Source organism: Wenzhouxiangella psychrophila, from assembly GCF_042310375.1.
GTDB lineage: Bacteria > Pseudomonadota > Gammaproteobacteria > Xanthomonadales > Wenzhouxiangellaceae > Wenzhouxiangella.
The window spans coordinates 99,472-112,059 of record NZ_JBHJMQ010000008.1 but is presented as its reverse complement, the minus strand read 5'-3'; the positions used below and the strand labels follow the sequence as shown (position 1 = coordinate 112,059).

Here is a 12,588-nt window from a genome sequence, read left to right as displayed (position 1 = left end):
GAAACCTGATCCGTCAGGGCTGATCGGTATCGCCGTTTCTTCCACGCTCGCGAAACCGCAGCTGGGCCTGACGAACCCGGGTGCGCAATCGGCTGTGAACGCCTCGCCTGCGGTAGCGACCCTTCGCCTGGTGACGTATGCGATACACCGATGGAATCGCAACCGGCCTGCCGCCCGTTCGCAGCAGCCAGCGAAAAGCCCGGTCTTCCTGCGCCTTGGCCCAGCGATCGGTCGGCTGCTGGTAGACGGGGATATCCCGGCAATAACCACTGGTACGCGCCACATCGCCGTGCGTAATCTGCAGCGGACCGGTCGCGCGCGTGCGCTCCTGTCGCACGAACGACGTCGTGTCGATTTCGACCACACACGGCTCGCGCGCGGCCTCGAGTACGGCGTCCCCGGGCTCATAGACCGGCGAGCAGAACTCGTGGTCCGGAAAGACCACTGCGTCGCGTGCGCCCTGCAATACGTCCCCAAGACCGTCGAGGCAACCCTCGTGGAAAACCACATCGCAGTCGGTAAACCACACCCAATCGGCATCGCTGGCCAGCGCCGCCTCGTTGCGCCCGATCGATCGGCGAAACAGCAGTGTCTTGTCGCGAGCCTGCCAGTTCCAGGTCACGTTGGGCACCTGCATCGCGCCGAAATATGCCAGCAAGCGCACGGTGTCGACATCTTCCGGCGCATGGAACACCGTCATCGTCACCGCCACGTCCTCGGGCGGGTGATTGACCAGTGAGCTGAGTTGGTAGGCCATCAAGTGGGAATAGCGCCAGCAATGGCTGACGATCTCGACATGGAGCTTGCCCGTACGAGCGGCGCGCTCGGATTCTTTCGGTGGTGGCGGCTGGAACCAGCGCGCGGGCAACATCCCGCTGGCCGCCAGCCAGATGGCGCCAAGCCGCAATCGATACCCCAGCCCCCCTGCCGAGGCAACCTGGTCAGCCATGCACGAACCCCGCACGGCCACCGGCATGCCGCAAGGCTCGGCACTGCTTAATCGCACTGTCAATGAACATGATCGGTCAGGGTGTGGAAAGTCCGCCATAGACTAAGCCCCCGGGCCATTCATGGCAAATGCACAGACGCGGAATCCGCCCGTCTCAGTCGCCGGCGAAATCCTCTCGCAACCAGTGTCTAAAACGCTCCATGCCGACGGCCTCCTGCGAGCGGTCCGGAACCATCCCGGCCAAGAAACCGCGCCGGCGAAATCCGGCGAGCAGCCCCCCATCGGCACTGATGACATGAATCGGCACAGCCGCGGAAACGTCGCGGCCGGTTATCACCGAAGTCGGCTGGTGATCGCCGAGCACGATCAGCATCGCATCGTCGGGCAGGCTTCGGCGAGCCCAGTCGAAGACCACTTCGAGCGAATACTCGATGCTGTCCAGGTAGGCGACCTGCTGACCGGCGGGATCGAAAAGCAACGATAGAGGGTTGCCTTCCTTGCCGCGCCATCGGTCGTAGACCCGCCCGGCGCCGATGTCCGCTGGATCGGGCGTCGTCTCGATCACCGGTCGCCAAGGCCAGTGGCTGCTGATCAGGGCGAACTGCGCGAACACCGCGCCTTCGTAGCGTGGGCGGATCTGTTCGCCAAAGGCATGGAGCGTGAATTCATCGGGCATCGTCACCCATCCCAGAGACGGGCCTTCGTAGCCCAGGTCGCGGGCGGCGTAGACGCGGTCAAAACCGAGCTCCGCACCCTCCGGCCAGGCTTCGACAATGGCCGGGGCGAGCTTGAGCGCAGTATGTCCGCTGGCGCGAAAATCGTTGGAAAGCAGGTCGATATCGCGCGCCAGCAACATTCGATACCAGACGGGGCTGTCGATCTCCAGACCGCTCAATAGCGTGGCATGCGACAGCCAGGACTGACCGCCGCGGATGGGCGCAACGAGATGGCCACTGACGGGCGACAGTCCGGCCGATTCCAGCCGCTCCCGCCAGCGTTCCAGGAATGGAATCATCCGGTCTGAGTAGCGCGGTTGCCGAAGCACGCTCGCGCCGTACGATTCGACAAAGACGATGTAGACGTCACGGCCGACCAGCCCGGGCAGCGCGCGGGTGTCAAAGGCCGGATCGCCCTCCGCGGCCAACAGCGCCTGACGGGCCCGGCGCGTGTACTCGAACTGCTCGGCCTGCTGCGCCATCAAGCCCGGCAACTGGGGCGCAACGCCGGGCAGATTCGATGCGACCCAGGGAATACTCAAGACCAGACAGACGGCGAAGAGTGCCAGCACCGACCGCCGGGCAGAAAGCGCTGTCAGAGCAAGCAGCCGCCACACCGCCCAGATGATGCCCGCGGCTGCCAGTACGACGATCAGGGAGGCCGCGATCGCGGCCCAGCGCCCGGCACTGCCGTCGATCAAATCGAAGCCGGCGCGCAGCATGACGACATCGATGAAGGCATTGAGGGGTCGGCTCAGGACCGAGCGGACCAGGCCATCAAAAGCGGCCGCGATTACCGCCATCCCCAGGCAGGCGGCCAGCACCGCTCGCACCACCGCACGGATGCCTGGTCCGGGAGTCAGTGCCACGAGGGCCGGAATCAGCCAGGCTTCGGGCGCGACCCAGACGCTTCCGATCTGGCCGTCACGCCACCAGGCCGGCAGCACAAGGAGAAGGTTCAAAGCCAGGCCGGCGAGTAGCAATCTTGCCAGCGGTGACGCCGAGGCGCTGTTGTCGTTGCGCGGGTTCACGCCGAATCACGCACAATGCTGAACGTGAACACGAGTTCAATCATCCGCGAGCTAAACCCCGCCGCCTTGGGTCCGCCTTCGAAGGGATTGTGCCGATGACGCTGAGAGCCTCGCTTGGACTGGCCCGGTCGATGTGGGCCTATCGCCGCCCCGGACGCCTGCCCGGGCTGATGGCGCTTTACCGTCCCTTCGTGCCGGAAGGCGGGCTGGCATTCGACATCGGCGCCCATCTCGGCGACCGCACTCGAGCATTCCGGCGCCTGGGCGCGAGCGTCGTCGCCGTCGAACCCCAGCCATCCATAATGCGTTGGCTGCGGCGCTTTCACGGCCGCGACTCCGGCGTGATCCTGCTGGAACAGGCGGTCGGGGCCCGACCCGGCCGGGGGCGTCTGGCGCTGAGCGAGACACATCCCGCGGTCGCTTCCCTGTCGAAAGGTTGGCGCACAGAAGTCACGCGGGAGCACGCCGGTTTCGCCGCCGTTCGCTGGTCGCGCGAGATCGAGGTGGCGATCACCACCCTGGATGAACTGATCGATCGTCATGGCCTGCCGGATTTCTGCAAGATCGATGTCGAGGGTCACGAAAGCGACGTGCTCGAAGGCCTGTCGCACCCGCTGCCGGCCCTGTCAGTGGAGTTCGTCGCCGGTGCCCTGCCCCGCGCACAGGCCTGCATCGACCGCCTGGCGACCCTCGGTGACTATCGCTACAATGCGATACCCGGCGAGCAGCGGGATTTCCTGTGGCCCGAATGGGCGCAAGCACAGGCGATTCGCGACTGGCTCGCCGCCGGCGCCGACGGACTGGCGTCGGGCGATCTCTATGCCGTTCGCGGCCCGACTGGAAGCTGAAACCATGCGTCACGACTGGGGCGAGCTGACCACCACCGACTTCACCCGCCTGGCAACGCAAAACCCGGTTGCCGCCGTGGTGCTCGGCGCCGTCGAGCAGCATGGACCGCATCTGCCGCTGGCAACCGACCGGATCATCGGCGACGGTCTGCTTGACGCCGCCAGCGCGCACCTGAGCGACGATTTCCCGCTGCTCATCCTGCCATCGCTCTCGCTCGGGGCAAGTAACGAGCACGCCGATTTTGCCGGCACCCTGAGTCTTTCCGCCGACCAGATGAGACGCCAGATCGTGGCCATCGGCGAAGGGCTCGTCCGAGCCGGTGTCGAACGCCTGGTACTGATCAACGCCCACGGCGGCAACATCGGTTGGTTGAATGACGCCGCGCTCGAACTGCGCCGCCTGGGGCTGCTGGCAGTCAAGGCCAGCTACATGCAGTTCGAGCCGCCCGCCGGCCTGATCGCTGCCGAGGAACTGCGTGACGGGCTGCACGGCGGCCTCGCCGAAACGGCCATGATGCGTCACCTCGCGCCCGAACTGGTCCGCATGGACCGGGCCCAGGACTTCGAACCGAACCACCCGCAGCGCGAACCACTGGCGCCGCAGGGTGAAGCAGCCTGGGCCTGGCTTGCCGGAGACCTGCACCCGGCCGGTGTCGTCGGCGATGCCGCCTCGGCCAGCGAGGAACTGGGAGAGCGCCTGATCAGGCATTACGCCAAGCGCCTGGCAAAAGTGATCGAGGCCAGCCGTGACCTGGCCTGGCCGCCCCAGCCTTCGAACGAGACCTGAGAAGCGACCCGCCTGCGACGCATTACTGCTCGTCCAGCACGTCACCCAGCAGGTGCCCCGAGCGTCGGGCCTTTGCCTCCAGGTAGCGGCGATTCTGACGGGTGACCCGTCCATAGAGGCTGCCGCGCCCGGCCACGTCGATACCGCCTTCGGCCAGCGCCCGCATCTTGTTGGGATTGTTGGTCAGAAGTTTGACGCGGTGGACGGAAAGCGTGGAGAGGATGTCGACGGCCACGCGATAACGCCGCTCGTCTTCCCCGAAACCCAGAACCTGGTCGGCATCGACCGTATCGAGCCCGGCGTCCTGCAGCTCGTAGGCACGCAGCTTGTTGGCCAGGCCGATGCCCCGCCCTTCCTGCGCCAGGTACAGCAAGACCCCGCCGCCGAGATCAGATATGGTTCGCACCGCATTCTGCAACTGTTCGCCGCAGTCGCAGCGCAGGCTGCCGAAGAGATCGCCGGTCAGGCAGGCCGAGTGGAGGCGAACGGGTACCTCTTCAGGCCAGTTTGCCGCGTCGCCGATGACGACCGCGACATGCTCGCGCAAACCGTCGGGTTCGCGAAACAGGATAAAACGCGAGCGGACCGACTCGGCCAAGGGTACATCCGCCTCGCTGACCCGGCGCAGCATTCCCCTGCCCGACTCGAAACAGCGTTCCGCCGATTTCGCCGACACACGCAGGAGCCTGCCGTCGGCAACCATGGACTCCAGCGCAGAACGACGACTGCTGTCGATGCGCGCGGTCAGCGCTGCGGGCACCAGCAGGGCGCGACGCATGAGCGCCAGCGCGGCTCGCTCGGTGGTGCTGGCCGGACGCGGGTCGTCAAACAGGCCGGCCCGGATCCCCTCGCTGGCCGCCGCGGCCAGGTACAGCGCTTCGGCGCGCACGCCGTCGGCCCGGCGTAGCGGCAGGCAGGCCGCCTCGGCCTGCATGGAAAACCCCATTGCTTCAAGCCGGTGACGAGTCATGGTCAGGGCCGGCTGCCCTCCCGCCAGTTCGAGGACCTCCCTCAAGTCATCACCCGCAATGGATTCGACGGGATAGACCAGAACGCTGGTGTCAGGTCGGTCGCTGTCGTCGTCTATGACAACAGGAAGCCCCCGGCGGAGGTCGAAAATTGCACGTTCTACTTGGTGCATGGCTTTTCCATGTTTTGGGAACCTCTGATCAATTATGCACGGGCGCGGCGGCGCCTTTGCGGGATGACCCGTTGTGGCTTCGGGGAGCGTGGTTTGGTCATTCCAAATGAGCGATCCGAAACGCAGCGGGTCGCCCGCAAAGGCCCGTCCCGAAGGGTTTTGCCGGAGAAGCCGCATCTCGCGCACGCGCTTACCCGAGCTCCGCAATGGCTTCTTCGCTGCGCGAAATCGCCATCGCTTTGCTTCGGGCGCTGCGCCGCTCGGCCGTAGCTACGGCTACTGTCTCTCGCGTCGCACCCCACGATCTGCGGCTTCTCCGACAAAACGCGCTCCGTGCATAATTGATCAGAGGTTCCCTTGTGCCATCATGATCGCATGTCAGCAAACGGTAAGCGACATGCGGCCTGATTGTGTGAATTGCCAGCCCGTACCCTTCGGGTGCGGGCCATGACGAGTTCCAGTGAAACGACCTGGCCGGTACTGCTCGAGGCCCGCAGCCTCGACTGGCACGACCGCGAGAACTGGCGCCGAACCACCCCGGCTGGGGCAATCACGCTGTTTGCCTCAGGCCGCTGGCAATCCGACGGGAAGCTCGGTGAGCCTTCCCGCATGCTGCTGGATTCGCTGGCGCCGCTGGCCACAGCGAAGCGCATGGCCATCGCCCAACTCGGGCAGAGCCTGGATGGTCGAATCGCCACCGCAAGCGGCCACTCCCACTACATCAACGGCACCCCCGCCCGCACACACCTGCATCGCCTGCGTGCGCTCGTCGACGCGGTCGTGATCGGCGCCGGCACCGCCTGCGCCGACCATCCACGCCTGACCGTCCGCCACGTTGCCGGACCCGACCCGATACGCGTCGTCATCGACCCGCGCGGCCGGGTTCCGGCGGAGGGACCGCTGTTCGATGCCCGTGGGGCGCCGCCTCGGGTTCTGCATATCATCGGGCCAATGGCATCACCCGAACCCGCAGGCGCGCACGTTGAACGACTGGTTCTGGCCACAGACGATGGCCGTTTCGCACCGGCCGCCGTGCTCAAGGCGCTGAATGAGCGTGGACTCAACCATATCCTCGTCGAGGGAGGCGCCGAGACGGTTTCGCGCTTTATCGAGGCCGAGGCGCTCGATCGCCTGCACTTGCTGGTCGCACCGCTGATTATCGGCTCGGGCCGCAACGGCCTGAACCTGCCCGTGATCGAACATCTCGACCAGGCCCAACGCCCCGCGTTCCGGAGCTTCTCGCTCGAAGACGAACTGCTCATCGACGTCGACCTTCGCACGACCCTCAACGAAGCCTGACCATCAGCGGCAATGCGCCCGGCAGTGAAGCTGCCAGATTGACGAGCCCGTAAGACATCGCCACCGCCACGCCCTGTTCGGCCGGCAAGCCCAGCATCATCCAAACCGCCGCGGCAGCCGCCTCGCGGAATCCCCAGCCGGCCACCGACAGCGGAATCAGCATGGCCAGTAAGATCGGCAGTGCCACGGCCAGAAGCAACGCAAAATCGATTCCCGCACCGATGGCGCGCCCCGCGAAAGCGAATACCACCACGTAACTGAACACGATCGCCATCGAGGCGGCAAGCTGCCTTGGCCAGGCGGAAGGCGCCAGCAGTGCCGAATCGACGTCCGCGCGAACGACGCGCCAGTGTCGTGGCCAACGCCTTGCGACCAGGTTGAAAGCAACCGCTAGGAGCAGCGCTGCGAGCAGCGTCGCCAACCAGACGGCCGCCCCATCGGGCATCGCCGCTGCCCAGGCCTCGCGCCAGAACGGCACCAGGCCGAGGACGATAATGGTGCCCAGGGCGACGACCAACTGGCCCGAGGCGCGTTCGATGATGACCGCCCGCCAGGCCGGTCCGGTGGCCCCGGTATCGCGAGCGTGCTGGTGTGCGCGCAGCGCATCGCCGGCCACCCCGCCCGGTAGCACCTGGTTGACGAAAACCGCCTGGTAATAATCGCCCAGCGCCCGCGGCCAGGACAGTGAAAGCCCCAAGCGGTGCGCGGTGAATCGCCAGCGCCAGGCCGACAGCGCCATCTGGACGAGCGTGACGGCCAATGCGGCCGTCAGCCAGGTCGCCGATAAATCCGCCATTTCAGTGGCGATCGATACGGGCTCCAGCCACCACAACAGCACGGCGAGCACGCCCAAACTGATCGTCCATCGCAGAAGCGTCCAGGACCAGCGTCGCTCGGTCATGAGGATCGCGGCAGGGCAATGACATCGACGTGGCCGACGACCAGGCCGATGCACCCTTTCTCCAGTTGGGCACGGCGGCTTCGATGCCATGATTCGATCCACGCCGCATCCCCCGGCGACTGCTCGACGGCGGCCCGCATCCAGCCATCCAGCAGCGCCAAAGCGAGTGCCAGCGTTCTTGCATCGCCGGCGCCAAGCCGCCAGTCCGACTGGTCCACCCTTACATCCAGGCCCGCTTGCTCCAGCGTGACTGGCAGCACGGCGGCGGCCTCCGGTCCAAGCGATTCGCCCATACCCTTTCCGCGCCGCTGGTGCTGATTGAAGAGCGCTTCCATACGTTCATCACGCTCGCCATCGAGGGGTCGGCCGTTTTCATCGACGAAGTGGCGCCGGCCATCCACCGTCAGCGCAAACAGCGCGGCCGCGCCGCTGCCCGCGATCCGTCCGGCCAGGGATTCGATCCAGTCCGCCGAGACCAGATCGAACAGGGCTGCGGCAGTGACCAGGTCGGCTTTATCGAACGCATCGTCCAGCAGCCCGGACAGATCCATCCGGCGCGTCCGCACCCGGATCGCCGGTTGATCCGGGCCATCAGCGGCCCATTCCTCACGCGCTCGATCCAGCAAGACCGCGTCGTGATCGATCAGCAGCCAATCCTGTTGCGCGTCCAGATGTGGCGCCAGCCAGCGCAGGTTGCTCCCCGTGCCGGCGCCCAGATCGATGATTCGCAGCCTGTCCCTGCCCTTCAGCCATTCCGATAGCCGATCGGCCAGTGGCGCTGATCGCGCGGCGTGATCAACCGGCTCACGCAGCGCGAGCCAGTCGCCTTCAAAACGGGCCGCCTCGTTCCTCATCGGCTCCGGTCTCCCTGCAGGGCGGCGGCGAATTCGCGCCCCGCCTCGGACCAGCTGCGCAAATGTTCGCGCCGGGCGACGGCATTGCCCGTCAGGCGCCGACGAAGGCCGGGGTCACCCAGCCACCGGCCCAGGGCGCCACCAAGCGCGTCGGCGCTGCCCGGCTCGACCCGCAGGCAGCTATCCACCGGCGCGGTGTCGGCCAGCGCGCCACCAGTGGTCGTGATCATCGGCACCCCCCGCGCCAGCGCCTCGCCGACCACCATGCCGTAACCCTCGTAATGCGAGGGAAGGAGGCAAAGCCCGGCCCGGCTATATTCCGCTTCTAGCGCTCCCTGGTCGCACTCGCCGATGCACTCGATGCAGTCGGCCAGGTCGGCTTCCCGAATCATCCCGCTAACGCGCGCGGCGAACCGCGGATCACGCTCGATCGAGCCGGCCAGGATGCAGCGCCAGTCCCGATCGGCCAGTTGCGCCAGCGCCCGCACGAGCACGTCCTGGCCCTTTCGCGGCGTCAGGCTGGCGACGCAGAGCAACCGCTCCGGCCCTGCCGGCTCGCGGCCCTGCAGCCGGGCCGCGACGGTTTCGGACGTTTCCGCCATGTCCACGCCCGGTTCGACGGTGTGCGGGGTCCGTTGGTCGAGCCCCATCTCGCGCAGCCTGCGCGCCGTAAACGGACTAGTGACGATGACCCTGCGACAAGCTTGGAGTGATCGGGTTTCGCGCGCCAGCAACCGATCCCGAACCCCTGCATCCAGGCCGGTCTCATCGGCAAGGGGATGATGCACCAGCGCGGTAATGTCCAGGCGCCGGTCATGGGCGGCCACGGCATCGGGCAGGCCACCGAGTGCCAAGCCATCGATGACCACGGCAGCGCCATCGGGCAATCCCGACAAGGCCCGCTGCATCGCACGGGTGGCAAGTTCGTCGGCATCGGGGAAGCGACCTTCGAGCCCGACCACCTCGACCGACCAGCCCAGGTCCCGAAGCTGGCCCACGATGTGCGCGTCGTACAGGTAACCACCGGTGCGCTGCTTTGGGTCGCCGGGAACGACCATGAAAAGACGCTGGCTCAAAGGGCGCCTTCGAAGCTGGCCCAGGCCTGGTGCGATTCCTTGAGCTCTACTTTCAAGTGCTTCAATCCATTCGCCGCCGGTCCGAGCCGGCCATCGGAAATCGCAACGGCCAGGCGACCGAAGACCACGCGGGCCATGAATTCGGTGGTGGTGTTGCGCCCTGCGAACTCGTCAATCTCGTCGAGATTGCGGTGATTGAATTCGCCCAGGATCTCGCCGAGAACCTGCCCGGCCAGACCGATATCGACGACGAGATCATCGCCGTCCAGTTCGGGGCGGCTGAAACTCGCATCGACAACGTAGGTCGCCCCGTGCAGGCGCTGCGCCGGGCCGAAGACTTCCCCGGAAAAGCTGTGGGCGATCATGAAGTGATCACGGACGGTCAATGTGTACATGCGTTCCTTCCTCGAATTGAAACCCGGTCGAAATTATTTCTCGCGCCCGTATTCGACGCGATGGCAGAGCACGTCGTTCGCATCATCCAGCAAGCCGGGCATGTCTTCGGGCAGCGCCTCGAAAGGACTCGAACCCGCAATCAGATGATCGAGCGCCGCGTCGGCCAATAATTGCAGCGCCAGTTCCAGGCGCCGCCGGTGCGTCCAGCGCGGCTGCCGCCCGGGCGGAAGCTGCCCCACCTGGCTCGAGATCAGCGAAAGCCGCCGCGAATGAAAAGCTTCGCCCAGTGGCACCGCCGGGTGCGTCGTGCCGTACCAGCTCATCTCGACCACGCGGGCCTGGTTGCCGGCCAGGGCCAGCGCGCTCGCAAGACCGGTCTCGCTGCCGCTGGCGTGCACGACCACATCGCAATCGCCTTCGGCCTGGCCGGGTGCCGCAAACGCCACACCCAGCCTCTCCGCCAGGCGCTGACGTTCAGGGTTGAGATCGACCAGCGTGACGTCCGTGCCCGGAATGCGCCCGGCCAGCCAGGCAACCAGCGATCCAATCACGCCGGCACCGACCACCGCCACGCGATCACCCGGACCGATACCGGCATCCCAGACGGCGTTGACGGCGGTTTCCATGTTGGCCGCCAGTACCGCACGCGCGGCCGGCACGTCCTCGGGCAACGACACGACCGATTCGGCCGGCACCACGAAACGCTCCTGGTGCGGATGCAGGCAAAATACCTCTCGTCCCAGCAACCCTTGGGGCCCCTCCTCCACGACACCGACCGCGCTGTAGCCGTATTTCACCGGGCCGGGAAAATCACCCTTCTGGAACGGCGCTCGCATGCGCTCATACTCCGACGGCGGCACTCGCCCCATGAACACCAGCGCTTCGGTCCCGCGACTGATGCCGGAGAAAAGCGTTCGTGCGAGCACCCTGTCACCGGCCACGTCCGGCAGCGACTCGCTGCGAATCTCGCCGCGGCCGGGGGCGATGATCCAGAAAGCCCGAACAGTTCCAGTCATTGGGGTGTCTCACTTTTACAAACCATCATCACGATAACCCAGTGACGTTGATTTTGATGTATTCAATATCTCGGATATGCGATCATCGAATGGTAGGACAAGCGAGCAGCTTGCGATGACAAGTCGTGTTATCAAAGCGGAACTAGCCGCCGGGGCGTTAGCCGCTGGCGGGCTGGCATGGCTCCTTGCCGCTTCATCGGATGCGAGTTGGCTCCCGCCGACTGTAGCCGTCTCGGTATATGGCGCAATCGCCTGGATCCTTATCCAGGCCCTTTCCGGCTGCTCCAGGTTCGGATGGGCAAACCGCGTCACCCTGCTGCGCGCCGCCATCACCTGTGCCCTTGCCGGCGCCCTCGTTGACCCGAGCATCTTCATCGAACAAGCCGCCATGGTTCTCGGTCTGGCCCTGACCGCTCTGGCGCTGGACGGGGTCGACGGCTGGCTGGCCAGGCGTGCGGGAGAATCCAGCGCCTTCGGCGCGCGCTTCGACATGGAAACCGACGCCATGCTTATCCTGGTGCTGTGCGCCGGGCTCTGGCTCTCCGGCCTGGCGCCAGCCTGGGTTCTGGCCATCGGGCTGATGCGCCCGGCTTTTCTCGCCGGTTCACTGACCTGGCCCTGGCTTTCGAAACCGCTCCCCGACAGCTACCGCCGCAAGCTGGTGTGCGTGGTTCAGGTCAGCGTATTGCCGATCGCCCTTCTACCGATCCTCACCGATCCCTTGCGACTGACCCTGCTGGCCGTCGCACTGCTGGCGCTTGGCGCTTCCTTCGCCATCGACATCGCCTGGCTGTTCAGAAATCGCCGGGCCAGAGAACATTCCGAATGGAGAATCTCATGAATAAGACACCCGCAATCCCCTGCACACTGGTCGCCCTTGCCCTCGGACTCTCGAGCATATCCTTCGCCGAGCCGGCCGAGTTCCAAATCGACGAAGATCACTTTTCCATCGGCTTCCTGGTCGAGCACGTCGGCTACGCCGACACGCTGGGCCAGTTCCTCGAGGCCGAGGGCCGCTTCGCCTACGACGAGTCAGCCAACGAGCTCGAGAGTGGCCACGTGCTCATCCAGGCGGACAGCGTATTCACGAACCACGACAAACGCGACGAACACCTTCGCAACGACGACTTCCTGGATGCCGACAGTCACGAGACGATCCGCTTCGAGGCAACCGAGTGGCGCCCGAAAAGCGACGACCAGGGAACGCTCGTCGGCGACCTCACTCTGCTCGGCCAGACGCAGCCGGTCGAACTGGATGTGACCCTCAACAAGTCCGCCGAGTACCCCTTTGGTCACGGAAAGCACACCCTCGGCATCTCCGCCCGCACGACGATCAAACGCAGTGACTGGGGCATGACCTACGGTGTCGAAGGCGACCTCGTCGGCGACGAGGTCGAACTGATCTTCGAGTTCGAGGCGAACAGGCGGTAAGGACTTGCCGCTGCATTGCGGGGACCGAGCAACGCATTCGTAATGCGTGGGTCGGCGCTTCGACTTGAGACGCTAGATACGAAAAAGCCCCGGATCTCTGCGGGGCTTCCTCTCAAAATGGTGCCGGTGGACGGGGTGCTGCG

General features: G+C 65.7%; 13 protein-coding genes. 5 read left to right on the top strand and 8 right to left on the bottom strand.

Translation table 11 applies throughout. The features are described 5' to 3' along the window. Positions 1-13: 13 nt before the first annotated feature. Both ACDC66_RS11270 and ACDC66_RS11265 read right to left on the bottom strand, forming a co-directional pair. A complete protein-coding gene (locus ACDC66_RS11270) occupies positions 14-949 on the bottom strand; it encodes a glycosyltransferase family 2 protein (RefSeq protein ID WP_376696823.1) in 936 nt (311 codons plus the stop codon). A gap of 154 nt (positions 950-1,103) precedes the next feature. Beyond that, positions 1,104-2,696 (bottom strand): LTA synthase family protein, encoded by a 1,593-nt coding sequence (locus ACDC66_RS11265; RefSeq protein ID WP_376696822.1) that lies wholly within the window; start codon positions 2,694-2,696, stop codon positions 1,104-1,106. A 95-nt stretch (positions 2,697-2,791) separates the two neighbouring features. Here ACDC66_RS11265 and ACDC66_RS11260 point away from each other — a divergent pair, with 95 nt between their 5' ends. Both ACDC66_RS11260 and ACDC66_RS11255 read left to right on the top strand, forming a co-directional pair. Beyond that, complete coding sequence (locus ACDC66_RS11260) at positions 2,792-3,544, top strand: FkbM family methyltransferase (RefSeq protein WP_376696821.1); 753 nt, start codon at positions 2,792-2,794, stop codon at positions 3,542-3,544. Beyond that, positions 3,516-4,331 carry a creatininase family protein gene (locus ACDC66_RS11255; RefSeq protein WP_376696820.1) on the top strand — a complete coding sequence of 272 codons (816 nt, stop codon included), beginning with the start codon at positions 3,516-3,518 and terminating at the stop codon, positions 4,329-4,331. Before ACDC66_RS11260 ends, ACDC66_RS11255 begins: the two co-directional genes overlap by 29 nt. Positions 4,332-4,353: 22 nt before the next feature. Here the strand turns inward: ACDC66_RS11255 and ACDC66_RS11250 are convergent, their stop codons facing one another. Continuing rightward, positions 4,354-5,277 (bottom strand): GTP cyclohydrolase II, encoded by a 924-nt coding sequence (locus ACDC66_RS11250; RefSeq protein WP_459117385.1) that lies wholly within the window; start codon positions 5,275-5,277, stop codon positions 4,354-4,356. A 642-nt stretch (positions 5,278-5,919) separates the two neighbouring features. Here ACDC66_RS11250 and ACDC66_RS11245 point away from each other — a divergent pair. Beyond that, positions 5,920-6,771 (top strand): RibD family protein, encoded by an 852-nt coding sequence (locus tag ACDC66_RS11245; protein ID WP_376696818.1) that lies wholly within the window; start codon positions 5,920-5,922, stop codon positions 6,769-6,771. On the opposite strand, the gene ACDC66_RS11240 is transcribed toward ACDC66_RS11245, so the two are convergent. Genes ACDC66_RS11240 through ACDC66_RS11220 form a run of 5 tightly spaced genes read right to left on the bottom strand, consistent with a single transcriptional unit; the run spans position 6,758 to position 11,014 of the window. Further along, a complete protein-coding gene (locus tag ACDC66_RS11240) occupies positions 6,758-7,672 on the bottom strand; it encodes a lysylphosphatidylglycerol synthase transmembrane domain-containing protein (protein WP_376696817.1) in 915 nt (304 codons plus the stop codon). The genes ACDC66_RS11245 and ACDC66_RS11240 overlap by 14 nt on opposite strands. Beyond that, positions 7,669-8,526, bottom strand: a complete 858-nt coding sequence (locus tag ACDC66_RS11235; RefSeq protein WP_376696816.1) for a class I SAM-dependent methyltransferase — start codon at positions 8,524-8,526, stop codon at positions 7,669-7,671. Before ACDC66_RS11235 ends, ACDC66_RS11240 begins: the two co-directional genes overlap by 4 nt. Then, positions 8,523-9,602 (bottom strand): glycosyltransferase family 4 protein, encoded by a 1,080-nt coding sequence (locus ACDC66_RS11230; protein ID WP_376696815.1) that lies wholly within the window; start codon positions 9,600-9,602, stop codon positions 8,523-8,525. Before ACDC66_RS11230 ends, ACDC66_RS11235 begins: the two co-directional genes overlap by 4 nt. Further along, positions 9,599-9,997, bottom strand: coding sequence for a 6-pyruvoyl trahydropterin synthase family protein (locus ACDC66_RS11225; protein ID WP_376696814.1), 399 nt, complete (start codon positions 9,995-9,997; stop codon positions 9,599-9,601). The genes ACDC66_RS11230 and ACDC66_RS11225 overlap by 4 nt, the downstream gene beginning before the upstream one ends. Before the next feature lie 33 nt (positions 9,998-10,030). Then, complete coding sequence (locus ACDC66_RS11220; RefSeq protein ID WP_376696813.1) at positions 10,031-11,014, bottom strand: zinc-dependent alcohol dehydrogenase; 984 nt, start codon at positions 11,012-11,014, stop codon at positions 10,031-10,033. Positions 11,015-11,129: 115 nt separating this feature from the next. On the opposite strand from ACDC66_RS11220, the gene ACDC66_RS11215 reads away from it, so the two are divergent. Further along, positions 11,130-11,855, top strand: a complete 726-nt coding sequence (locus tag ACDC66_RS11215; RefSeq protein WP_376696812.1) for a CDP-alcohol phosphatidyltransferase family protein — start codon at positions 11,130-11,132, stop codon at positions 11,853-11,855. Beyond that, positions 11,852-12,445, top strand: coding sequence for a YceI family protein (locus ACDC66_RS11210; RefSeq protein WP_376696811.1), 594 nt, complete (start codon positions 11,852-11,854; stop codon positions 12,443-12,445). The genes ACDC66_RS11215 and ACDC66_RS11210 overlap by 4 nt, the downstream gene beginning before the upstream one ends. Positions 12,446-12,588 lie beyond the last annotated feature (143 nt).

Coding starts and splice junctions, on each gene's coding strand:
- ACDC66_RS11235 (WP_376696816.1), bottom strand. CDS start 8,526: ATGAGGAACGAGGCGGCCCGTTTTGAAGGCGACTGGCTCGCGCTGCGT.
- ACDC66_RS11260 (WP_376696821.1), top strand. CDS start 2,792: ATGACGCTGAGAGCCTCGCTTGGACTGGCCCGGTCGATGTGGGCCTAT.
- ACDC66_RS11210 (WP_376696811.1), top strand. CDS start 11,852: ATGAATAAGACACCCGCAATCCCCTGCACACTGGTCGCCCTTGCCCTC.
- ACDC66_RS11215 (WP_376696812.1), top strand. CDS start 11,130: ATGACAAGTCGTGTTATCAAAGCGGAACTAGCCGCCGGGGCGTTAGCC.
- ACDC66_RS11240 (WP_376696817.1), bottom strand. CDS start 7,672: ATGACCGAGCGACGCTGGTCCTGGACGCTTCTGCGATGGACGATCAGT.
- ACDC66_RS11245 (WP_376696818.1), top strand. CDS start 5,920: ATGACGAGTTCCAGTGAAACGACCTGGCCGGTACTGCTCGAGGCCCGC.
- ACDC66_RS11270 (WP_376696823.1), bottom strand. CDS start 949: ATGGCTGACCAGGTTGCCTCGGCAGGGGGGCTGGGGTATCGATTGCGG.
- ACDC66_RS11250 (WP_459117385.1), bottom strand. CDS start 5,277: ATGGGGTTTTCCATGCAGGCCGAGGCGGCCTGCCTGCCGCTACGCCGG.
- ACDC66_RS11220 (WP_376696813.1), bottom strand. CDS start 11,014: ATGACTGGAACTGTTCGGGCTTTCTGGATCATCGCCCCCGGCCGCGGC.
- ACDC66_RS11255 (WP_376696820.1), top strand. CDS start 3,516: ATGCCGTTCGCGGCCCGACTGGAAGCTGAAACCATGCGTCACGACTGG.
- ACDC66_RS11225 (WP_376696814.1), bottom strand. CDS start 9,997: ATGTACACATTGACCGTCCGTGATCACTTCATGATCGCCCACAGCTTT.